Origin of the sequence: Pseudarthrobacter sp. IC2-21 (assembly GCF_034048115.1) — a bacterium.
Classification (GTDB): Bacteria; Actinomycetota; Actinomycetes; order Actinomycetales; family Micrococcaceae; genus Arthrobacter; species Arthrobacter naphthalenicus.
The window spans coordinates 3,341,491-3,362,812 of sequence record NZ_CP139145.1; the positions used below are offsets into that span (position 1 = coordinate 3,341,491).

General features: G+C 64.1%; 22 protein-coding genes. 12 read left to right on the forward strand and 10 right to left on the reverse strand.

The features are described 5' to 3' along the window. Positions 1-10: 10 nt before the first annotated feature. From SBP01_RS15385 to SBP01_RS15405, 5 genes are all read left to right on the forward strand, one after another. Positions 11-1,486 (forward strand): sugar transferase, encoded by a 1,476-nt coding sequence (locus SBP01_RS15385; protein ID WP_320536355.1) that lies wholly within the window; start codon positions 11-13, stop codon positions 1,484-1,486. 58 nt (positions 1,487-1,544) lie between these two features. After that, on the forward strand, positions 1,545-2,858 hold the full coding sequence (locus SBP01_RS15390) for a UDP-glucose/GDP-mannose dehydrogenase family protein (RefSeq protein WP_320536356.1): 1,314 nt from the start codon (positions 1,545-1,547) through the stop codon (positions 2,856-2,858). 125 nt (positions 2,859-2,983) lie between these two features. After that, positions 2,984-4,723, forward strand: coding sequence for a DUF4012 domain-containing protein (locus tag SBP01_RS15395; RefSeq protein WP_320536357.1), 1,740 nt, complete (start codon positions 2,984-2,986; stop codon positions 4,721-4,723). 178 nt (positions 4,724-4,901) lie between these two features. Further along, a complete protein-coding gene (locus tag SBP01_RS15400) occupies positions 4,902-5,495 on the forward strand; it encodes an LPXTG cell wall anchor domain-containing protein (protein WP_320536358.1) in 594 nt (197 codons plus the stop codon). A 79-nt stretch (positions 5,496-5,574) separates the two neighbouring features. After that, the gene (locus tag SBP01_RS15405) at positions 5,575-6,021 is read left to right on the forward strand and encodes a VanZ family protein (RefSeq protein WP_320536359.1); all 447 of its coding nucleotides are present in this window, start codon (positions 5,575-5,577) and stop codon (positions 6,019-6,021) included. A gap of 22 nt (positions 6,022-6,043) precedes the next feature. Here SBP01_RS15405 and galU read toward each other — a convergent pair whose 3' ends face one another. From galU to SBP01_RS15435, 6 genes are all read right to left on the reverse strand, one after another. Further along, positions 6,044-6,934, reverse strand: coding sequence for a UTP--glucose-1-phosphate uridylyltransferase GalU (gene galU / locus SBP01_RS15410; RefSeq protein WP_320536360.1), 891 nt, complete (start codon positions 6,932-6,934; stop codon positions 6,044-6,046). Between the two features lie 82 nt (positions 6,935-7,016). Beyond that, entirely contained in the window at positions 7,017-7,946 is a 930-nt protein-coding gene (locus SBP01_RS15415) for a nucleotidyltransferase family protein (protein WP_320536361.1), read from the reverse strand. Positions 7,947-7,954: 8 nt separating this feature from the next. Then, positions 7,955-9,535, reverse strand: a complete 1,581-nt coding sequence (locus SBP01_RS15420) for a polysaccharide biosynthesis tyrosine autokinase (protein ID WP_320536362.1) — start codon at positions 9,533-9,535, stop codon at positions 7,955-7,957. An 87-nt stretch (positions 9,536-9,622) separates the two neighbouring features. After that, positions 9,623-10,825, reverse strand: a complete 1,203-nt coding sequence (locus SBP01_RS15425) for a hypothetical protein (protein WP_320536363.1) — start codon at positions 10,823-10,825, stop codon at positions 9,623-9,625. Positions 10,826-10,862: 37 nt separating this feature from the next. Beyond that, positions 10,863-11,144, reverse strand: a complete 282-nt coding sequence (locus SBP01_RS15430; RefSeq protein ID WP_320536364.1) for a PqqD family protein — start codon at positions 11,142-11,144, stop codon at positions 10,863-10,865. Between the two features lie 14 nt (positions 11,145-11,158). Beyond that, positions 11,159-11,722: a hypothetical protein gene (locus SBP01_RS15435; protein WP_275213367.1), complete on the reverse strand. Its 564-nt coding sequence runs from the start codon at positions 11,720-11,722 to the stop codon at positions 11,159-11,161. 489 nt (positions 11,723-12,211) lie between these two features. Here SBP01_RS15435 and SBP01_RS15440 point away from each other — a divergent pair, with 489 nt between their 5' ends. Genes SBP01_RS15440 through SBP01_RS15450 form a run of 3 tightly spaced genes read left to right on the forward strand, consistent with a single transcriptional unit; the run spans position 12,212 to position 13,727 of the window. Further along, positions 12,212-12,595 carry a cupredoxin domain-containing protein gene (locus SBP01_RS15440; RefSeq protein WP_320536365.1) on the forward strand — a complete coding sequence of 128 codons (384 nt, stop codon included), beginning with the start codon at positions 12,212-12,214 and terminating at the stop codon, positions 12,593-12,595. After that, positions 12,592-12,999: a hypothetical protein gene (locus SBP01_RS15445; RefSeq protein WP_320536366.1), complete on the forward strand. Its 408-nt coding sequence runs from the start codon at positions 12,592-12,594 to the stop codon at positions 12,997-12,999. The genes SBP01_RS15440 and SBP01_RS15445 overlap by 4 nt, the downstream gene beginning before the upstream one ends. Before the next feature lie 44 nt (positions 13,000-13,043). After that, the gene (locus SBP01_RS15450; RefSeq protein ID WP_320536367.1) at positions 13,044-13,727 is read left to right on the forward strand and encodes a CDP-alcohol phosphatidyltransferase family protein; all 684 of its coding nucleotides are present in this window, start codon (positions 13,044-13,046) and stop codon (positions 13,725-13,727) included. Positions 13,728-13,746: 19 nt separating this feature from the next. On the opposite strand, the gene SBP01_RS15455 is transcribed toward SBP01_RS15450, so the two are convergent. From SBP01_RS15455 to SBP01_RS15470, 4 genes are read right to left on the reverse strand one after another with little or no spacing between them, the layout of a single operon-like run. Beyond that, positions 13,747-14,790, reverse strand: a complete 1,044-nt coding sequence (locus tag SBP01_RS15455) for a YncE family protein (protein ID WP_320536368.1) — start codon at positions 14,788-14,790, stop codon at positions 13,747-13,749. 38 nt (positions 14,791-14,828) lie between these two features. Next, positions 14,829-15,464: a LutC/YkgG family protein gene (locus tag SBP01_RS15460; protein ID WP_320536369.1), complete on the reverse strand. Its 636-nt coding sequence runs from the start codon at positions 15,462-15,464 to the stop codon at positions 14,829-14,831. After that, positions 15,461-16,942, reverse strand: a complete 1,482-nt coding sequence (locus SBP01_RS15465; protein WP_320536370.1) for a LutB/LldF family L-lactate oxidation iron-sulfur protein — start codon at positions 16,940-16,942, stop codon at positions 15,461-15,463. Before SBP01_RS15465 ends, SBP01_RS15460 begins: the two co-directional genes overlap by 4 nt. After that, complete coding sequence (locus SBP01_RS15470) at positions 16,939-17,742, reverse strand: (Fe-S)-binding protein (RefSeq protein WP_320536371.1); 804 nt, start codon at positions 17,740-17,742, stop codon at positions 16,939-16,941. The genes SBP01_RS15465 and SBP01_RS15470 overlap by 4 nt, the downstream gene beginning before the upstream one ends. Positions 17,743-17,929: 187 nt before the next feature. On the opposite strand from SBP01_RS15470, the gene SBP01_RS15475 reads away from it, so the two are divergent. The 4 genes from SBP01_RS15475 to SBP01_RS15490 all read left to right on the forward strand — a co-directional run bounded on the left by SBP01_RS15475 (position 17,930) and on the right by SBP01_RS15490 (position 21,319). Then, positions 17,930-19,684: an L-lactate permease gene (locus SBP01_RS15475; protein ID WP_320536372.1), complete on the forward strand. Its 1,755-nt coding sequence runs from the start codon at positions 17,930-17,932 to the stop codon at positions 19,682-19,684. A gap of 72 nt (positions 19,685-19,756) precedes the next feature. Further along, positions 19,757-20,503 carry a FadR/GntR family transcriptional regulator gene (locus SBP01_RS15480; RefSeq protein WP_320536373.1) on the forward strand — a complete coding sequence of 249 codons (747 nt, stop codon included), beginning with the start codon at positions 19,757-19,759 and terminating at the stop codon, positions 20,501-20,503. Between the two features lie 98 nt (positions 20,504-20,601). Beyond that, entirely contained in the window at positions 20,602-20,811 is a 210-nt protein-coding gene (locus tag SBP01_RS15485) for a hypothetical protein (RefSeq protein ID WP_320536374.1), read from the forward strand. Positions 20,812-20,881: 70 nt separating this feature from the next. After that, entirely contained in the window at positions 20,882-21,319 is a 438-nt protein-coding gene (locus SBP01_RS15490; RefSeq protein WP_320536375.1) for a helix-turn-helix transcriptional regulator, read from the forward strand. Positions 21,320-21,322 lie beyond the last annotated feature (3 nt).

The following is a 21,322-nucleotide window of genomic DNA, read 5'->3' on the forward strand; positions in this document are numbered from 1 at the left end:
CGATGGGGGAATGTTGCGCGTGAATCCCGCGACATACGAGGCTATTCAGGTCAAGAAGAAAAATGATTGGCGCGCACGCTACTCATCGCGTCTCCAGCTCATCGATGTTAGTGTGGTCATTTGGGCCGTTACCGGCGCGTACGGAATACGTTTTGGGTTTCCCGACATTGATAGTAAGAACATACGAGACATTGATTATGCCCTCCTTTCGATTGGCCTCGTGGTGGCTTGGTGGGCAATGCTGGGATTTTGGGGTTCCAGAGACGCTCGGGTTCTCGGCTCCGGGAGTGAAGAGTACAAACGAGTAATTTCCAGTTCCGCCTGGTTGTTCGGGTTTGTAGCAATTGTCTCGTATGCCTTCAAAATCGATACTGCCCGCGGGTTTGTAGGTCTAGCATTCCCGGCCGGGGCGATAGGGCTGTTAATTGCCCGTTGGGTTGTTCGGCAGCACCTAAGTCTCGAAAGAAGCCACGGAAAGAGCGGATCCCGCGTCCTTATCATCGGGGGTCCCTCCTCGGCGGCTCATCTTGTTCGTTCCCTCAGCAGCGCACCCTCGGCCGGATACAGACCCGTTGCAGTTCATTTACCAGGGGCCTCACCCGCCTCCACCGAGTCGAATTTCACTGTCCCTGTGACTGGAACAGAATCGGATTTTGAATCTATTTTGACCACGATTGTCGCCGCGGATGTCGACGCTGTAGCCGTTTCGGCAGGTGTCAGCCTGCATCCCAAGGACCTTCGCCGATTGGGCTGGGAACTGGCCGCTAGGGACATCGGAATGATTCTTGCCCCGGCACTTACGGACATCGCCGGCCCGCGTATTCACACCCAGCCAGTCGCTGGCCTGCCGCTGATCCACGTCTCGACCCCAAAGTTGACGGGTGGTAAAAAAGTTGCCAAGCGGACTTTCGACTTGACCGTCGCGGGATTACTTGTTGCTTGCCTCGCACCCGTTTTTCTGGTGGTGGCGGCACTTGTTCGCATTACCGATCCTGGACCCGTCTTGTACAGGCAAGAGCGGGTCGGCCTGCGTGGAACTACCTTTCACATGCTGAAGTTCCGGTCGATGAAGGTCAACGCGGATGCCGAGCTTACGGCGCTTCTGGACGCTCAGGGTTCCAGCGCGAAACCCCTTTTCAAGGTGGAGAACGATCCACGTATTACCCCTCTGGGGCGCATTTTGCGTAAGTACTCTCTTGATGAATTGCCCCAGCTACTAAACGTTATTCAGGGGAGCATGAGCCTAGTGGGCCCTAGGCCACAACGAGCGGGCGAGGTCGCGCTCTACGATGACGCCGCCCACCGCCGCCTTTATGTCAGTCCTGGAATGAGCGGCTTGTGGCAGGTTAGCGGACGTTCAAATCTCTCCTGGGAAGAGAGCATCCGGCTCGATCTCTATTATGTGGAAAACTGGTCTCTAATGGGTGATGTAGTGATCCTTTTCAAGACTTTCAAGGCAGTATTTGCAAGCACGGGCGCGGTCTAAGGTCCGTCCAACTTTTGCGGCGGAATGCCGCCAACCCTGGGATTGGGGAAAGCAACAAATGCGTATATCTGTAATCGGCTGCGGTTATCTGGGCGCTGTTCATGCAGCATGCATGGCGAAATTAGGCCACGAGGTTGTCGGTATTGACACCGACGCGCGGAAAATCGAAGAACTGTCTGCAGCGCGTGCGCCTTTTTACGAGCCTCGACTTGAAGACCTCCTGAGGGAGGTTCAGGAAACGGGGCGTCTGACCTTCAGCACTGATCTCTCCGACGCCGCAGGAAGTGCGGTGCACTTCATTTGCGTGGGTACCCCTCAGAAGAAGGGTGAGAATGGCGCTGACCTCACATACGTTGATGCTGCGACAACGGGACTACTCCCCTACTTGGCGCCAGGCGATATCGTGGTTGGAAAATCGACGGTACCGGTCGGGACAGCCTCGCGACTGGCGGCTCTCGTTCAAGCTGAGCAGCCCGAAACGCATTTGGTGTGGAATCCTGAGTTCCTTCGTGAGGGGCACGCCGTCGCCGACACTCTCCAGCCCGACCGGTTCGTTTACGGCGTCATCGACGGCTTGGAGGACAATCCTGCAGTCGTTGTCCTCGACGAGGTTTACGCGATCCCCCTTGCCTCCGGCACTCCGCGTTTGGTGACAGATCATCCAACCGCGGAGCTGGTAAAAGCAGCGGCAAATTCATTCCTGGCCACGAAGATTTCCTTCATAAACGCCATGGCGGAAGTTTGCGAAGCAGCAGGCGCCGACGTTACGCAACTCGCTGACGCCATAGGCATGGATGATCGAATCGGCCGCAAATTCCTCAATGCTGGCATCGGGTTTGGCGGCGGCTGCCTGCCAAAGGACATCCGCGCCTTCATGGCTCGCGCAGGTGAGCTTGGTGCTGATCAGGCACTGACATTCCTGCGTGAGGTGGACGCTATCAACATGCGCCGCCGAACACGCGTGGTCGAGCTTGCCCGCGACTTGTGCGATGGTTCGTTGCTGGGAAAACGGGTCACAGTTCTCGGCGCAGCATTCAAGCCCGAAAGTGATGATGTTCGTGATTCGCCTGCACTCAGCATTGCGGCGCAGCTGCAGTTGCAGGGTGCTGTCGTGACTGTGACGGATCCGAAAGCTCTGGTAAACGCATCACGCAGATTCCCGGAACTACACTATGAAGCGGATACTTCGGTTGCCGTAGAAAGGGCGGATGCCTTGTTGCTGCTTACTGAGTGGCAGGAGTACCGCGATTTGGACCCTTACGCGTTGGTGGAGTCGGTTTCCTCGCCCCGGGTCCTTGATGGCCGAAACGTTTTGGATGCCGCCAAGTGGCGTGCAGCCGGGTGGCATTACCGTGGCCTAGGGCGACCCTGACAATGGCCAATAAACGTGACGATGCCCCCTCCAGGGCACGACTGACGTCAACACCACATCGAAATGGCCTCCGGCGTCGGCTCGTGCTCGTTGGCGCGACGGCGGGATGCGTGGCCCTTATAGGTGTGGCCAGTGCTGCATGGCTAGGAAGCAAGGCTTCGGAGATAAATTCCGAGCTCACGTCGGCGACGCGCCTGATCCCCTCTCTCAAAGAGGAGATAGCCAATGACAACGCCACTGGGGCTGAGGCGACCGTTGATGAACTTCGCGCGCATACGTCCGCCGCAAAACAAGCAGCCGATGAGCCGCTGTGGACTCTAGCGTCCACGCTGCCTGGCCTGGGGGCGAACTTTGCCGCTGTGGCCGAAGTGGCCCGTTCCGCCGACGATGTTTCCAATCTTGGTCTCGCGCCGTTGGTTAGGGTTTACAGCTCCCTCAACTGGGAAACGCTGCTACCCGGCAGCTCAGGCACTGATCTCAGACCACTCGAAGCAGCTTCCCCCAACATTTCCGCAGCAGCAGACGCCGTGCGGCTATCAGCCGACAGACTCAGTCAGATCGACACCACTAAGCTGATTCCGCAGGTCGCGGCCCCTTTGACCAGCGCCAGAGATCAACTGCAGGGCCTCACCGGGGCACTCGACGCGGCCGCTAACGCCTCGACCATCGCGCCTGGAATGCTCGGCGCCCAAGCACCACGCAATTACCTACTCATCATCCAAAACAACGCCGAATCACGGGCCTCGGGCGGCATACCCGGCGCGCTAGCTGTCCTCACTCTCGACAAAGGCAAGCTGGCCCTTGGGACCCAGAGCAGTGCTGGTGCCGTTGGCGTTATGTCGACAACAATTCCTGTGGACTCAGAACAGCAACAGATTTACTCCTCACGCATGGGAAAGTTCATGCAGGATGTTAACCTCACTCCCGACTTTCCAACAGCCGCCAGCACTGCCCAAGCCATGTGGGAGAAGAAATATGGTCAACATGTTAACGGCGTGATTTCCATTGACCCGGTAGCACTTAGCTACATATTGGAGGCAACCGGGCCTGTAAAGATTACGCAACCAGAACTCACCGCACTCGCCGGCCACGGACTCCCCACAGAGCTCAACGGTCAAAATGTAGTCAAGAGCTTGTTGTCTGATGTCTACGCCAAGATCAAGGAGCCCAAACTTCAGGACGCATACTTCGCAGGCGTGGCACAGGAGACCTTTGCTGCATTGTCCAACGGCAAAGGCGAGGCCAAGGGCCTGATCAAGGGCCTCACCAAAGGCGTGGAAGAAGGCCGGGTCCTGGTCTGGTCTGGGCTCCCAGCGGAACAGTCCGTCATAGGCCAGTACGCTCTGAGCGGGTCCATTGCTGGACCGAGCGTAGCTCCCGCGCAGTTCGGCGTGTATTTCAACGATGGGACTGGCGCCAAAATGGACTACCACGTAAAGCGCACTGTGCAGTTGGTGAAGGAATGCGCCCAAAATGGTTATGAACAAACAACAGTCCGCGTTACCAGCACCAGCACGGCACCCGCCGACGCGGCGACGTCGCTGCCTGCTTATGTCACAGGCGCCGGCGCATTCGGAGTGCCCGCCGGATCAGTGCAAACCAATATTGTTGCCTACGGTCCTGTCCAAGCCTACATAGAGACTGCCACGTTGGACGGGCAGAGGACCAATTTCGCTCCCTACCGGCACAGCAACCGCCCTGTTGGCGTAGTGGCAATTCAGCTTGCCCCAGGGGAGAGCAAGACTGTTGACTTCACCTTCGGAAAGATCGTTCAGCACAACGAACCCAACGTGGTTGTCACGCCTACCGTCCAGGACGTCAAGGATGTGATTTTGCCCACAGTCAATCCGGAGTGCGGCCAGTAGTCGTAGACAGCGCGTTAACACTATGTAAACCGTCTTGATTGACATTGCTCTCCTTTCAACAGAAGTGGTAACGTCTTTTTGGGATATTTATCCGGGATTTCCGCACAGGTCTCGTGTGGAGAGGAACCTCCTCAAGAAATCGGATACACAAAACTTAAACGTCTCCGGGGGGACAACCATGAAAAAAGCACTCGCAGCACTCGCACTTGCAGGCTCGTTGGCATTGGTAGGCACTGCGCCTGCCATGGCAGCCACGTACCCGGCGCTTCCGCCGGCAGCCGGCGTGACTGATGGAACACCTGCTCCAGGCCAGCAGTTCTTCTTTACAGCTCAGGGCTTCATCGCCGGCGAAACTGTCACCATCACCATCACGGTGACCACTACGGGTGGCGCAAACGCAGGCGGTACCGCCGTCTCCGCCAAGATCCCCGTTTTCCAGGCCCCGCAGACCCTCAGCGCGACCGCTGACGCGCAGGGCAAGATTTCCGTGCCGCTCGCCATCAACGAAGCCGGCACCTATTCGATCACCGCAACGGGCAACACGTCAGGCGTTGTGGTTGGCCCCGTCACGGTGACGGTGGCCGCTTCTCTTGCCAACACCGGTGGGAACGCTGGTGGTGCGCCGCTCGCCAACACAGGTGCTGGCCTGGCCAACACGGGGGCTGACTCCGGTCTGATCCTTTGGACGCTGGTTGGCGCAGGCGCACTGGCTGCCGGTGCGGCTTCTGTCGTTGTTGTTCGCCGCCGGGCCAAGAGCGAGACCGCAGCGTAAGCAACAACCACAAGTACCAAGAGGGTGGGTAGCCTCCGGTTTCCGGAGGCTACCCACCCTCTGCTCTTAAGGGAGTTTCTTGAATTACCTGGTGAGCCATAAGTTCTGGCGTTGCATGCTGGTGGCCATGCTAGTTCCGCTGGGACTGATTGCCTTCTGGCCCAGTCCTGTTGATGCTCCTGTCCAAAGCCAGCTCGCCGCTGTCCTGAAGGTGCTCCACACACATGGAGTTCCTGCGTGGTTCAATTACCAATTTGTAGAGGCGACGGCCAATGTCCTGCTGTTTGTGCCCGTGGGCTTCGTGGCGGGGCTGGCCCATCCAAAAAGACGCTGGTGGCACATCGGAGTTCTAGGATTGGTAGTCTCCAGCTGCATCGAGTTGGGGCAGTTGCTATTTCTTCACAATCGATTCGCGAGCATTTCGGACATTGTCACAAATGCGGTTGGGGCTGTCATTGGCGCCCTACTGGCGCTTCTGGCTTTTAAGCAACAACAGGCCCGCCACGTATCAGCGACGGACCTGTAGGGGCCTGCAGAGGCCCTGGACCTCAGCCCACGAAGGCCTTCAGCCAAGTCTTCAGGTCCTCGCCGAACTCCACTCGCTCGGAGGCCAGTGTGATGACGGCCTTGAGGTAGCTGAGCTTGTCGCCCGTGTCATAACGGCGGCCGCTGAAGACCACCCCGTAGACGCCGGAGCCATCGCCCTTGCCAGCAGCCAAAGTTTGGAGCGCATCGGTCAACTGAATCTCTCCGCCGCGACCCGGTGCCGTATTCTCCAGAACGCCGAAGACTGACGGGTGCAGAACATACCGGCCGATGACGGCCATATTGGACGGGGCCTCACCAACCGCCGGCTTCTCCACCAGGCTGTTGACTCGGACATAGTCTTCGCCATCGATGGTTGTGATGTCGGCGCAGCCGTAGGCGCTAATCTGAGAGGGATCCACCTCGATCAAGGCGATCACGGAGCCGCCCGTCTTTTGCTGCACCTCCATCATCGTGGTGAGTAAATCCTCAGCTTCATCGATCAGGTCGTCTCCCAATAACACGGCGAAGGGTTCCTCGCCCACGTGCTGCTGTGCGCACAGCACCGCGTGGCCCAGGCCCTTGGCCTCGCCCTGACGGACGTAGTGGATGGGACCAAGATCCGAGGCCTCCTGGACTGAGGCGAGGCGCTGTTTGTCGCCCTTTAGCTCAAGTGTCCGTTCGAGCCCGGGAGCGCGATCGAAGTGGTCTTCGAGGGCGCGCTTGCTGCGCCCGGTGATCATCAGAATGTCATCGAGGCCTGCCTTGACGGCCTCTTCCACGACGTACTGGATGGCCGGCCGGTCGACAACCGGCAGCATCTCCTTCGGCATCGCCTTCGTGGCGGGCAGGAAGCGAGTCCCCAGCCCGGCAGCAGGAATGACGGCTTTAGTAATTGATTTCCCCATTGTCATGAGTGAACCTTACAAAATTGCTGGAGAAAACGCGCAATTGAAATCCCCCGGTTACAGGTCTTCGGGGGCTGATCAGGCACGCTCAACGATTATTCGGTCGCTGGTGACGTTTCCGGAGCTGCGTGAGGTTGCGGAAGGTTTTCGGAACCGATCCCAGGAACTTGGCCCATCTGGTGCGGCGCTGTCGGAGTCGGCCGCGAAATGACATGTCCGCATATATGTTGCCGCTCAGGAGAACTTCCCGCCTCGGGACGGCGGCACGGAACAGCATCCCAGGCTTCTCCCGCAGAGGGGCCTGAGTGATCGCGATCAGCCGCGCGCTCCCCGGTTCCCTGGTCATCAGGCGATTGCGCCATTCCCTAGATGCGTCAGGCCAGTCCACTGTCACGTCCGGGGGAAGCAAGCCCTCCAGAAAAGGGCGCATTGCAGCGAGGGCGCCCACGAACGTCGAGAGGTCCCAGACAGCGACGGCCAGGGACTCCCGCTTTGTGAGGGCGCCCAGAAACACAAGTTCTTGACGGCATGCAGGCAGGTGCGGAGACCGTAGAGCGTGCAGGACGAGCATGAGAGTTCCTAGGGCCTTGGACGGGACCCGCACCTCCTGTCCAGCCAGCTCTAGGTCCTCGGTGTTGGTCCACATCACTTCAAAACATTCAGCGGGGTCGCGCTCCATTCCCGGAAAGCGGAAGTGTACGTCTATGCAACAGGGCCATTCTGGATGGTGGACGGTAACCGAGTGCTTTGGAAAAGTCCTGGTATCCGGATCCACAGGACGCTCCCGCCAACCCCGCGCCCGCAGCCCTTCGACCATGGATCCGAGATCAGCCGGGGACACGAAGACATCCACGTCGCCCGAGGTCTTTGGAAGGCGCAGGCCCTGGAGCACGCTCGCCGGGCCCTTGATGAAGAAAGCACGGATGCCTAGGCTGTACGCCACCCGCGAGACCAAGGCGTGGCCGAGGAGTACGCCCTCGGGGATACTGAGCCGTGTCTCGTCGCCCGGATTCGCCACGCCGCAGCCTAGTCCTTGGCCCTACGCCCGGCGGGCACGGCTTCCAGACGCGCTTCGACGTCGGTGACCGGCAAAGTGGACGCGCGCCGGGGTCCAGCCACGTGGTCTGCAGCGGCCGCGGGTTCGGAGGTGTAGGTGCCGTAGTAAGAGTAGGAGTCTGTTCCCCGTATTGGCACGTAGTTGAGGACCGCGCCCAGAACACGACCTTTGACCTTGTCCAAGTTTCCCAGCGACTGAGCCAGCTGCTCCTGGGTGCTCCGGCCTGTCCGAATCACCACAATGGCCCCGTCTGCCACCCGTGAAAGGACAGCTGCATCGGTTACGGGAAGCAGCGGCGGAGCGTCGATCAGAACGATCGCATTCTCCGCCAGCGCGGACAGCATGTTCTTCATGGCCCGCGACCCCAACAGCTCGCTGGGGTTCGGCGGAATCCGGCCCGAGCCGAGGACAGAGAGGTTTGGCAGGGCACCCCACGGCTGGAGCACATCAGCCAGCTCGGCCGTGCCGGTGAGGACATCGGTAACCCCGACTCCCGGGACCAGATTGAAAACGTCCACCAGCGTTGGACGCCTAAGATCGCCGTCGACCACCACCACGTTTTCGCCCGCAGCCGCCATGGTGACAGCCAGGTTGGCCGTGACAGTGGACTTGCCTTCGGCCTGCACCGAACTAGTGACTACGATGATCCGTGGCGGCTGGTCCACATCAAGGAAACTGAGGTTGGTGCGCAGTTCCCTGAGGGCTTCCGCCATAGCGCCGCCTGCGTCGTGAACGTGCGCTGCGGTGCCGGCTTCAAGGATGGTACTTTTTGCGTCCAAGCGGTGGTCCACGGGCAGCGTGCCGATGACTGGGACGCCAAAGAGCCGCTCGATTTCAGCCGCGCTGCGGATGCGGCGATCCAGGTGCCGGCGGACCAGTGCGTACGCCACGCCCAAGGCCAGGCCGATCAGCGCACCCAGCGCCAGGGTGAGCTTGACGTTGGGTGAAACTGGGCTGGTGGGAAGCACTGCTTTGCCCAGCGGGAGCACCCGCACTGCCGAAGCTGGCGTGGCAACTGACGTTCCGGCGTCGGGGGTTGCTGCAGCGCCGGGTACCGCCTCCGTGGGCGCTGCCGTTTCGATCGCTTCCACCTGTGCGGCGAGGCCGTTGACCCAGGCGTCGGCAACGCGCTGTGCCGTGGCGGGGTCCGGCGACTGGGCTGTCACCTTGATCTCAGCAGTGTCCAGCGGGACCTTCACGCTGATAGCGCCGAGCAAAGAGTCAGCCGTTGTCTTCAGGCCCAGGTCCGCGATGACCCGGTCCGCCACGAGGCGTGACTTTGCCACGGACTCGTAATTCTTGACCTTGGCCTTCGCCAGGCTGTCGCCGGCGAGCGCGAGGCTGACATTGTCCGAACCCGGCGTCACGACGATGCCGCTGGAATCGGAGGAGTAGATCTTGGGCTGGAGGACCGTCCAGCCGAACGCCGTCAACGTGGCCAGCAGGGTGAACGCGACGATCGCCTTCCAGTACGTGCGGAGGACCCGCAAGTAGTCCGTCAGGTCGAGGCCTGCCTGCGCCTCCCCCGGGGTGGCTGTTGTGACGCTCATGGTGGTTCCTTCTCATTCAAGTTCGTGTTGTTGGCCCGGTTTTCGTTGCCGGAATCTTGCTTCGGCTGCTCCCCCCGCGTTTCGCAGCTAGTTGCTGCCCTGTTCCAGGACAGATTTCGCGATGAGCTGCTTGACGGCCTCGGCGAGGGCATCCCGGTAGCCGTCCGGCGTGCCATGCTGTTTTCCGACTGCTTCGGCCAGTTGATCTTCCGCCACTGCATCCGCGGCTGCTTCCCAGATGGCCAGTCCAATTCCGCTCAGGCGCACAATCTCCGAGTCGAGCATCACCAGCAGATCGCCGTCGATGGTGACGGCATCCTTTGCTGCCGTCCGGCGGACGTGGCCGTCCGGAATGGGCGTCAACCCCGTTGTCGCTCCGGGCGCATCCCACTCAGGCTTCGAACGGCGCTGCTCCCGGAAGAGCGGTGCCAACGCTTCTGGCAGGTCGGCGGCCTCCGAATACGTGACGCGCCAGACTCCCCCGACGCTGTCCATCAGGCGGCACAGCGACTGCAGTGGCTGGTCAATTTCTCCCTGGGAGGAGGAATCCGGGATCAAGGCGAGAACGGCGTCGGCGAGCGGCACCTTGCTTAAGATTGGGGCCACACGATCGTCACCTTCAACCCGGTCGAGCAGCACGATGGACTGGATGAAGGGCTTCGCCGGAGTTGGCTGGAGTCCGAGCTCGTCCGGGCCCACCTGAAGCTTCGGAACAACGTACTCCTGCTTCACTGACAGGGGCTTCGGGTACGGAACCACTGAGCCGTCGGGCCTGATGGCCACCGTCTCGTCAGTGACGTAGCCGTAGGTTCCGGACAGCACGGTGGCTGCTGTGGTCTTGCCCGTTCCCGACGGGGCAACCAAGGCAACAACCGCCCCTGTATCCGGGTCGGCCACACCGCAGGCGTGCAGCATGGTGAGCTGCCCCGCGTTGGCGAGGATGGTTGTGATTGTGAGCCGGGAGGTTAGGTCCTCAGCCAGCTCTTCAAAGGACGCGGCCTGCAAACTGAATGTGCCCACGTTACTCAACGGTGACTGATAGCTGATGGACGCGGAGAACGGCTGGGAGCCGTAAGGTCCCCGAGGCAGCGACGGAACGTGAGGTGCGCTTTCACTGGCGCACCTCACCCACGCCCAGCGCATTCGCTCCCGCTGCTCCCCGGTGACGCCGCGGCCCCAGCGAACAGTGAACTCCACGCCCAAGATGTTCAGGCACAGCGGGTCCCGTCCGCACAGAACTTCCTCGACCTGCTGTGGCGCCCGCGCCATCTTTACGTCGGTACCGCTCATGATCCCCCCGGATCTGAAGCTGTTGATTGTTGGTTGGCTAGGAGCCGGCAGCTTCAATCAGGTGCTGGTCCTGAAGGTTGGCAAGAAAGTCGGCGACCTGAGCTTGCATGTGGTCATTGGCGTCCTCGAACCTGGCCTCAAGCTCTGCGAGGATGGCCTGCTCGTTCCGTTCTCCGTCGATCAGCTCCCAGATGGTCGCAGCCGTGCCTTCGAGAACGACCGGTTGCGCTGCATCCAGTTGGAGCAGAGCAATACGGCAGGGTCCCGAACGGACCTCTGCGACAAGGGTGCTGCGTCTCCAGGCGAGTCGCGCGGTCATGATGGGTGACTCCGTCAAGAAAAAGTGGCTTGAAAGGTCGTTGACGCCTGTTTCGAAACTCCGTCGATAATCGCAGTAAGAATCAGGTCGTAAGTGAAAGTCCCCTTCGTTGCGACTTCCGTGTATTTGAATCCACTCAGAGAGACGTGCAACGTGTGATCCCCCGGCGTGGTGGCTACACTGCTGGTGAATGTTGTGTCCTTCTTATTCTGCGGAATAGAAGTCGACCCGGTGCCTGGCGAGATTGAGGCTATGGAGATAAGCGCCTTCTGATTCGACGCCTGAGATCTGATCGTGATCGTGTAGGAGACTGAGTTCCCGACAAATGCGGTTCCAGTGTGGATATCGAAACCCGTGGGAAGCGTAGCCGAAGCTGAAGTCGCCCCCGTTAGAGCGACTGTGGCCAGGGCCCCCAGCTTGACCGACGCGGGAACTGGCGTCGGCGTCGGCCCCGGCGATGCCGATGCCGGCGGAGCCCCGACGGCAGCCACGATCACCGGCACTGACCAGGCCACTCCCTTGACCACCCTGCGGCGGCTGAACACGGCCTCTTCACTGCTCGTGACCTCGTCGTTCAAAACCTCAGACAAATGCGCCCCCACTGTAGTTTTCAGTTGCAGCCTTGGACTCTGGCTGCTCCGGCCGCGTTCTCCCCGGCCCTGAACACTCTTCCCAACGCGGCCAAAGGTTGGGTCAACCGCATTGCAAGATTTGGTCAAGTTCTGCTCTCTTTTCCTTCAAGACGCTTTTGACCTGCGGCGATGCCGCTGCGCATTCAGCATGGATGCAACCCTGCCGGCCTAACGGCGCGGCACAGCCGCAACCTCAGGCACCCAAGGCGAGCGCCCGGCGTCGTACGTTCACGGAACTGCGGCGCCCGTGAAACGGGACAGCGCTGTCCGCTTCGACTCCAGGGTCCACGCACCGCCGGCCCAGTACCTCTGTCCGGACGGAAACCGTCCCCGCCCCTAATTTAGGGGAGGCGGGGACCAGCTCCTTTCCTGCCTGGTGAGCGCACAATATAGGGACAAACACGTCCCAAGTTCCGGCGTCGAGGACGGTGCACCATGAAGGCGATGCGAGCCCGGGCCGCAGCAGTGCTGATGGCGGCGCTCCTCCTAGGCGGCTGTGCCAGCGGCGGAAGCTCCGGCACCTCCCCCGGGAACGCGTCCGCACCGGGCGCTGCCGGCGACACAGCGGCGGCGGCCAGCATCACCATCAAGGACTTTGCCTACGGAGCGCCCCTCACGGTGGCACCGGGCACCACGGTGACCGTCACCAACATGGATGCCGCGGCCCACACCGTCACCGCGGACAAGGGCCAGGCCTTTGACGCAAAGGTGGCCGGACACGGCGGCACGGCCACGTTCACGGCCCCGTCCACCCCGGGCACCTACCCGTACCACTGCACCTACCACCCCGAGATGCACGGGACGCTGACGGTCAAATGAACCTGGCCCTGCGGATCCTGACGGCACTGGGCCTGTTCATCGACGCGGCCGTTCACCTCCACCTCGCCCCGGGCTATCCGCCCGCTGGCCCCGGCCAGATCGGCCAGGGCAGCCTGTTCCTGCTCGAAGGCGCCGCGGCGCTCCTTGCCGGGCTGTATGTCCTGATCCGGGGCAGCCGCGCCGCCTACGCCGCCGCCCTGGTGGTGGCGTCCAGCGGCTTCGTGGCCGTGGTCCTCTACCGGTACGTGGACGTTCCCGCCTTCGGACCGATCCCGGCGATGTATGATCCCGTATGGTTCTTCGAGAAGTCCCTCAGCGCCGTCGCGGAGGGCGCAGCGACCGTCTTCGCCGCCATGGGGCTGGTCCATTCCGCTCCCCGACGACAGCGGGTGAACGCCCCCTGAAAACCCTGGAGAGCAGGGCCGCCCTGCGTGCCTCGTCCGACGCCGTGACCGCCGTTGCCGTCTACGGCGCGGCGGGCGCCTGGCTCGCCGCCGTGACCTGGCCGGACCTCGGCCCGCAGTCCTTGGGGCTGGCCGCCGGCGCCCTGGTGATCGGGAACGCCGCCGCGTCCGTGCTCCGCCGCACCCCGTGCTTCTCCACCCCGGCGGACCGGGTCACGCTGCTCCGAGCCGTCCTGGTGGCCCTGTGCGCCGTGCTGGCGGTGCCGGCGCTGGTCACGGGAGCCCGGCCCGGACTGCCCCTGCTCCTTGTGGGTGCCGCGGCGTTCCTGATGGACGCCCTGGACGGTCCGGTTGCCCGGCGCACCGGCACGGCATCTACTGCGGGAGCACGCCTGGACACGTCCACGGACGCCGCCCTGGTGCTGGTGCTCTCCTGCGCCACCGCGGTGACGGTGGGGGCGTGGACCCTCTGCATCGGGGCGCTCTACTACCTTTTTGTGGCCGCCGGCCGGATCTGGCCCCACCTCCGCTCTCCGCTCCCCGCCCGCGCCGGCAGCAAAGTTATCGGGGCGCTCCAGCCGTTCGCGCTGCTGCTTGCCCTGGCACCGGGCGTCCCGGCTTTCATTGGAGTCGCCGCTCCGGCGCTTGCCCTGCCGCTGCTGGTGTTCTCCTTTGCCCGGGACGCGGTGGAGCTGGAACGTCGCCGCCGGGTCCCGGTCTCCGCCTGAGTCTCCGTCCAGGTCACGCTTACGGCTTGGCGTCCATCACGCGCAGGACGGGTTTGCCGTTGACGTTCTCCAGCGGAAAATAGACGCGGTGGGTGGCCTGGTCCACGGCGACGGTGTGGGCGTGGTCGGCGAGTTTGCCGGACGCCTTGGGCACCAGGGTGCCGTTCTGTTCATCGAACACGCTGACCACGCCGGACTCCGAGGCCACGTAGAGGCGGCGCAGGCCCTGGTCGAAAGCCAGCACGTCCGGGCCGTCACCGGTGCTGAACCGGGCGGTGACCTGCCCGGAGTTTAGGTCCAGGACCAGGAGTTTGGCGCTGCCCTCGCAGGCGATGAAGGCATGTTTGTTGACGCCGTCGACGTAGAGTCCGTGGTTGCTGCTGCAGTCCGGAACGGGGATCCTGCCGGTGACAGCATCGGTGGCGGGATCGATGGTGACCAGTTCGTTGCGGTCCTGGACATTGACCATGACCGTCCCGCTGGCCGGATCATAGACACTGTTGCCGGCCTCACCGCCGATCTCGATGGGCGGCCTGGCACTGTTCGTGGCGAGGTCGATGACCGTTTCGGCGTGGCCGTGTTCGTTGGAGACGTACGCCTTGCCGTGGACCGGGTCATACGCGATCCCGTCCGGCGTGTCCCCGGCCGGCACCCTGCCGGTCACCGTCAGGGTATCCGTGTTGATGAGCGCCACCTCGTTCGCGCCCGAGACGGCGGCCAGCAGCAGGTGCCAGCCGGATGCCAGGGTGACCCCGTGAACCGAGGCCGTTCCGGACACGGTCCCGGCCACCGTGCCGTGGCCCAGGTCCACCGCATGGACGGTGCCGTCCCCCAGGTGGGCGATGTACAGCCGCTTCGCCTCCGCGTCGAGGGCCTGATAGTCCAGCCTGCTCGCCGAGCCGGGCAGGACGATGTCCTGGACCTGGGTCAGGGGCAGCGCGGACGCCGGCTCCGGCCCGGCGCAGGCGGACAAAGACACCGCGACCGCGACCGCGGCCAGCAACCCCGCGGCGGCAAACCCGGTGTTCGGGCTTCGTGCACCGCCGGTCATCCGGTGCGTCATCCGCCCATTCTCCCGCACCTGGCGCGGCCTGTCGCGGCCTACCGCGCGATGATCACGTCCAGCCTGCGGGGGCCGTGGACCCCTTCCACCCGTTCCAGTTCGATGTCGCTGGTGGCGCTGGGGCCGCTGATCATGGTGAGCGGCCGGGTGCCGTCGATCCGGCGCAGCGCCTCCGGCAGGATGCCCGCGATGTCCGCCACCTGCACCACGCAGATGTGGTGGTCCGGGACCAGGGTGATGGCCCGGCGGCCCTGGTTGGGGCTGCCGTCCAGGATGATGGTCCCGGTTTCAGCCACCGCGACGGCGCTGCCGGTGACCACCGCGTCGGTGCTGTCCAGTTCGGCCACGCTCAGCGGCGCCGCGGCGGAGTCCGGGCGCAGCCGCCCCGCACCCGGTCCGCCGTCAAGCCCCGCCAGCCACCCGGCGTCGAGCCCTGCCGGCACCACGAAGCTCCGCGCCTCCGCGAGGAGCTCGGCGACGCGCGCCGGAACCCCGGCGGCGTCCACCACGGAAACCTGGGCCTTGTAATCGACCAGCCGGTCCACCAGAAGATGGACCAGGGCGTCCTGGTCCATCCCGGACTCGGCACGGTACTCCCGGGGAATCTCCGGGACCTCGGGGCTGTCCTGCAGGGCGGCCCGGATCCGGCCCAGAATGTCCTCGCGTGCGCTCATTTCCGGCCGTCCTTTTCTTTGGCCCACCAGTCGCGGAAGGACTGGGCCGGGGGTGCCGGAATGTCCCGGCTTTGGGTCCAGCCGGCGGCGATGCCGGGCAGCTTGGTGATCTTTTTGTCCGGCCCGGCAGCGAGCCGGCCCAGCGGCAGTCCCTTTTCGAGCAGGCCCAGGCGCTTGCCGGAGGACAGCGCCCAGGACGCTGCCTTCATGCCCACGTCCATCTGGGTGGGTATTTTCTTGGTGCCCCGCTTGCTGTCCACGTCCACGCTGCGCAGGTGCACCAGGATGTCCGGGATGTTGATCTTCACCGGGCAGGCGTCGTAGCAGGCCCCGCACAGGGATGATGCGTACGGCAGGGAACTGTTCTCCTCCGCCTGGATGCCGGTCATCAGCGGCGAGAGGATGGCGCCGATCGGACCCGGGTACGTGGAGCCGTAGGCATGCCCGCCGGTCCGTTCGTACACGGGGCAGACGTTCATGCAGGCGCTGCAGCGGATGCAGTGCAGCGCCGAGCGGCCCATCTCGTCCGCCAGGGCCGCGCTGCGCCCGTTATCCAGCAGCACCAGGTGCACGTTCCGCGGCCCATCGCCCTCAGTGACGCCGGTCCAGAGCGACGTGTAGGGATTCATCCGCTCACCGGTGGAGGACCGCGGGAGCAGCTGCATGAACACTTCCAGGTCCTGCCAGGTGGGCAGCAGTTTCTCCACCCCCATGACGGTGATCAGGGTTTCGGGCAGGGTCAGGCACATCCGGCCGTTGCCTTCGGATTCCACCACCGCGAGGGTGCCGGAATCGGCGAGCGCAAAGTTGGCGCCGGAGACAGCCACCTTGGCGGTAAGGAATTTGCGGCGCAGGTGCGCCCGGGCCGCGGCGGCGAGCCGGGCCGGCTCGTCCGTGAGCTCCGGGTCCACGCCCTCCATTTCGCGCAGGAAGATGTCCCGGACCTGGCTGCGGTTCTTGTGGATGGCCGGGACCAGGATGTGGCTGGGCTTGTCGTGGTCCAACTGGACGATCAGCTCGGCCAGGTCGGTCTCATAGGCGGCGATGCCCTGTTCTTCCAGGTACTCGTTGAGCCCTATTTCCTGGGTAGCCATGGACTTGACCTTGACCACCTCGGTTTCCCCGGTATCCCGGATCAACCCCGCCACGACCTGATTGGCCTCGTCCGCGTCACGGGCCCAGTGGATCACTCCGCCGCGCGCCGTGAAGTTGGCCTCAAACTGTTCCAGGAGTTCAGGCAGCCTGGCCATCACGGATTCCTTGATGGCGGAGCCGGCATCACGCAGCTGCTCCCAGTCCGGCAGCTCCGAGACCACCTGCAGGCGCTTGTCCCGGATGGTGTGCGTGGCGTGGCCCAGGTTGGCGCGCAGCTGCGCATTGCCCAGCTCGCGGTGGGCGGCCTTCGGGAAGGACTCGGCGGCGTGCAGGTTGCCGGTGCCGTAGACGGGCAGTGCGGGCATGCCAAGGAAGGTGCTCATCGGGTGGCCTTTCCGGTGGTAACGCGGACTTCGCCGGTGACGGACGCGGGCTCCGCCATGGTGCTGGCCAGGATTTCAGCCAGGTGCAGCGTCTTCACGGTGCTGCCCTGGCGTGAGAGTCCGCCGCCGATGTGCATCAGGCAGGACGCGTCCCCGCCCGTGCAGAGGCTGGCGCCGGTGACGGCGATGTTGGCCGTCTTGTCCGCCAGCATGGCCGAGGAGACGTCAGCGTTCTTCATCGAGAAGGTGCCGCCGAATCCGCAGCACTGGTCCGCTTCCGGCAGTTCCGCCAGATCGATGCCCTGCACGGTGGTCAGCAGCCGGGACTGCCGGTCCCCCAGTTTGAGCAGCCGCATGCCGTGGCAGCTCGGGTGGTACGTGACGCGGTGCGGGAAATAGGAGCCCAGCTGGGCGCCGGCATCCGTGACACCCAGGACATCCACCAGCAGTTCGGACAGTTCGTATGTTTTGCTCCCGACGGCGGTGGCGCGGGCTTCCAGCGCCGCGTCACCGCAGGAGCGGGCCACCATGGGGTGCTGGTGCTTCACGGAGGCAACGCAGGAACCGGAAGGCGCGACGGCGGCGTCGTAGTCGTCTGTGTCGAAAGCGGCCACGTGGTTGGCCACCACCGGAACGGCTTCCTTGAGGTAGCCGCTGTTGACGTGCATCTGCCCGCAGCAGGCCTGGCCGGACGGGAACACCACCTGGTGCCCCAGCCGCTCCAGGATCTTGACGGTGGCCTGGGCTGTGGCCGGGTACATCGCATCCACGATGCAGGTGGCGAACAAGGCAATTCTCATGACGGCCTCTCGAGGGCTCCGGGTATGTGGTCTGACCATAGTAAAGCACGTGATCGGCACCACGTCCATCCCATAAAAGCTGGCGTGAACGGGGTCACATCCATGGAATCTTTACGCTACACTCTAGTGGTCCGACCATAGTGGTCTGACCTCACCCCCTCACATCCCCTCAACGTGGAGGAATTCCGTGGACCACTTCACCCCCAGCACCGACCCGGTGCTCAACAGCGTTGCCTGGTCGGCCATCGTGGCCCTGCTGCCCCTGCTGACGTTCTTCATCCTGCTGGCCGTCGTCAAGACCAGGGCGCACGTGGCTGGCGCCTGTGCACTCCTGGTTGCCCTGCTGGTGGGAATCTTCGCCTTCCAGATGCCGGCCGGCCTGGCCCTGCTGTCCGCCACCCAGGGCGGGGTCTTTGGCGCCTTCCCGGTGCTGTGGATCGTCATCATGGCCGTCTGGCTCTACCAGGTCACGGTCCTGAGCGGACGCTTCGAGGACCTCCGCCGCGTCTTCGACGTGATCGGCAAGGGCGATGTGCGCCTCCAGGCGGTGCTGATCGCCTTCTGCTTCGGCGGCCTGCTGGAGGCCCTGGCAGGATTCGGCGCGCCGGTGGCCATCACCGCCACCATGCTGCTGGCGCTCGGACTGCCGCCGCTGCGCGCAGCGGCCGCCGTGCTGGTGGCCAACACCGCGCCGGTTGCCTTCGGCGCCATGGCCATCCCGATCACCACCGCGGCCGGGCTCACCGGGCTGCACGCAACGGACATTGCCTCCGTCGTGGGACGCCAGGCCCCGCTGCTGGCCACCATTGTTCCGCTGATCCTGCTCTTCATCCTCGACGGCCGGAAGGGTCTGAAGGACTGCTGGCCGGCAGCGCTGGTGGTGGGCTTCTCCTTCTCCGCCGCGCAGTTCCTGTGCTCAAACTACTTCTCCTACGAACTCACCGACATTGTCGCTTCCCTCACAGGCCTGGGAGCGGCCGTGCTGTTCTTCCGCGTCTGGACACCCAGGGGCAGCGCCGCCGCCCGCGAGCGCCTGCACGCGGCCGGCAACGCCGGGCCGGCGCAGGCAGGTGCCACCGCCTCCGGCGGCCCGGCCGGCGGCGGCTCACGCCAGGCAACCGCGGTGGCCACCGCCGAGGCCGCTACAGACCGCCTGACCCCCACCCGGACCTGGCTGGCCCTGTTCCCGTACTTCCTGGTCATTGTGGTCTTCGGCATCGCCAAGCTGTGGAAACTGGGCGTGGACGTCCCCGCCCTCCTCGCCGCCACCGACGTCAAGATCCCCTGGCCCATCCTGCACGATGCCCTGGTTGATGCCGCGGGCAAGCCCGTCTCCTCCACCATCTACTCCTTCCAGTGGCTCTCCACCCCCGGCACCCTGCTGCTGATCACCGGCCTGATCGTCGCCGTGGTGTACGCCAAGTACAACGACGGCGGCCGCTACCCGGTCACACTGGCCAACGCCGTGCAGGAGATCGGACGGACCATCTACCGGATGCGGTGGGCCGGCCTGACCATCATCACCGTGCTGGCACTCGCCTACGTGATGAACTTCTCCGGGCAGACAGTCTCGATCGGCACCTGGCTGGCGGGCACCGGCACGTTCTTCGCCTTCCTCTCCCCCGTCCTGGGCTGGATCGGCACCGCGGTCACCGGCTCGGACACCTCCGCGAACGCCCTCTTCGCCAAGCTCCAGCAGACCGCCGGCCTCAAAGCGGGCATCGACCCGAACCTGCTGGTGGCCGGGAACACCTCCGGCGGCGTGGTGGGCAAGCTGATCAGCCCGCAGAACCTGGCCATTGCGGCATCCGCGGTCAACCTTGAAGGCAAGGAATCGGTGATCCTGCGTAAAGTAGTGGGATGGAGCGTGGCTCTGCTTCTGGTGCTGTGCACCCTGTCCTACCTCCAGTCCACCCCCGTTCTGGGCTGGATGCTGCCATAGCCTCCACCACCGTCGTTTCGGGGAGTGGGGGCCGGACTCCGGCCCTCACTCCCGCTACCTAAGGAATCACCCGTGCCAACCGCCGCCACAGGAGCCGCCCCCCGCCGTCGTACGCACGACGCCCTCCTGAAAGACATTGAAGCGGACCTGCGCTCGGGAAAGATCAAAGTGGGCGACCGGCTCCCGGGCGAACGCACCCTCGCCGAAAACTACGGGATCTCGCGGGCCTCCGTCAGGGAGGCCATCCGCGTCCTGGATGCCATGGGCATCCTGCGCAGTTCGGTGGGCTCCGGCCCCACCTCCGGTGCGATCGTCATCTCCGACCCCTCGGCCGGGCTGTCCTCGGCGCTGCGGCTGCACGTTGCCAGCAGCCGGCTGCCGGTGGAGGACATCGTGGAGACCCGCATCCTGCTCGAAACCTGGACCGCCCGGGCCGGGGCGAACCGTACCGGCGGGGACCAGGACCTGGAGCAGGCCGCCCAGCTCCTGCAGGCCATGGACGATCCCGCGATGGACCGGGCAACCTTCCATGAACTGGACGCGCGGTTCCACGTGGCCCTGAGCTCCCTGGCCGGGAACACCGTGGTGGCCACCATGATGGAATCCCTCAGCGGCGCGATCGTGGGCTACGTCAAGGGCGCGATGGACGCCATGGAGCACTGGCCGGACGTGCTGTCCACGCTCCGTTCCCAGCACCACGGCATCTTCGACGCCGTCCAGGCCCACGACGGCGAACTCGCCGCCCGCCTGCTGCGCGAGCACATCGAATGGTTCTACCGGCAGGCGCAGGAAGCCACCGCAACAGCCGGCGCCAAATAGGCTGCCCGCCGTCACAGGAAAATCATGCTGCCGAAACACTGCGGCAACCTGGTCACGGCATGCTTGGCCCTACGGGGACAACCAGCAGGAGGCACAGCATGACAACGCAACAGACACAGACCGCACCCATCCAGGTGGACGACTACATTCAGGCGTGGCACAACGGCAAGCTCTTCCACCAGGGCCGCGTGACCGACGTCGTCCGTTCCCTGGAACTGATCTGGATCCTGGACGCGGATACCGGCGTCCGGAAGCTGCTGGACCCGGAGGCGCTGGAGATCGTGCGCGTAGCGGGGCCACGCGGGTAGGGCTTCCGCACGGCGGCCCGGGCCGGAATCTGCGCGGGCCCTGCCGCCCCGGCCGCCGTAGAATGACGTCATGACACCGCAGGAGCTGGCCAACCTGGCGCACGTGCGCCGGGCGCGCGACCTGATTGACCGCGAGTACGCCAAGCCGCTGGACGTGCCCACCATGGCCGCCGGCGCCCTGATGTCCGCGGCGCATTTCTCCCGCCAGTTCAAGGCCGCCTACGGTGAAACGCCGTACAACTACCTGATGACCCGGCGGATCGAACGCGCCATGGCGCTGCTCCGCGCCGGGGCCAGCGTCACCGAGGCGTGCATGGAGGTGGGCTCCACCTCGCTGGGGTCCTTCAGCTCACGGTTCACCGAGATTGTGGGCATGACCCCCAGCGCCTACCGCGCCCGCGAACACCATGCGGTCAAGGCCATGCCGTCCTGCATCGCCAAGCAGCACACCCGGCCCGCCCGCAAACCGAGCAGGATTGAAGAAGCGCCCGCGCCCGCGCTGACATAGCGT

Coding starts and splice junctions, on each gene's coding strand:
- SBP01_RS15385 (WP_320536355.1), top strand. CDS start 11: ATGTTGCGCGTGAATCCCGCGACATACGAGGCTATTCAGGTCAAGAAG.
- SBP01_RS15455 (WP_320536368.1), bottom strand. CDS start 14,790: ATGACGCACCGGATGACCGGCGGTGCACGAAGCCCGAACACCGGGTTT.
- SBP01_RS15440 (WP_320536365.1), top strand. CDS start 12,212: ATGAAGGCGATGCGAGCCCGGGCCGCAGCAGTGCTGATGGCGGCGCTC.
- SBP01_RS15445 (WP_320536366.1), top strand. CDS start 12,592: ATGAACCTGGCCCTGCGGATCCTGACGGCACTGGGCCTGTTCATCGAC.
- galU (WP_320536360.1), bottom strand. CDS start 6,934: ATGACAATGGGGAAATCAATTACTAAAGCCGTCATTCCTGCTGCCGGG.
- SBP01_RS15430 (WP_320536364.1), bottom strand. CDS start 11,144: ATGACCGCGCGACTCGCCTGGAGACGCAGCACCCTTGTCGCAGAGGTC.
- SBP01_RS15465 (WP_320536370.1), bottom strand. CDS start 16,942: ATGAGCACCTTCCTTGGCATGCCCGCACTGCCCGTCTACGGCACCGGC.
- SBP01_RS15485 (WP_320536374.1), top strand. CDS start 20,602: ATGACAACGCAACAGACACAGACCGCACCCATCCAGGTGGACGACTAC.
- SBP01_RS15420 (WP_320536362.1), bottom strand. CDS start 9,535: ATGAGCGTCACAACAGCCACCCCGGGGGAGGCGCAGGCAGGCCTCGAC.
- SBP01_RS15460 (WP_320536369.1), bottom strand. CDS start 15,464: ATGAGCGCACGCGAGGACATTCTGGGCCGGATCCGGGCCGCCCTGCAG.
- SBP01_RS15490 (WP_320536375.1), top strand. CDS start 20,882: ATGACACCGCAGGAGCTGGCCAACCTGGCGCACGTGCGCCGGGCGCGC.
- SBP01_RS15400 (WP_320536358.1), top strand. CDS start 4,902: ATGAAAAAAGCACTCGCAGCACTCGCACTTGCAGGCTCGTTGGCATTG.
- SBP01_RS15425 (WP_320536363.1), bottom strand. CDS start 10,825: ATGAGCGGTACCGACGTAAAGATGGCGCGGGCGCCACAGCAGGTCGAG.
- SBP01_RS15390 (WP_320536356.1), top strand. CDS start 1,545: ATGCGTATATCTGTAATCGGCTGCGGTTATCTGGGCGCTGTTCATGCA.
- SBP01_RS15470 (WP_320536371.1), bottom strand. CDS start 17,742: ATGAGAATTGCCTTGTTCGCCACCTGCATCGTGGATGCGATGTACCCG.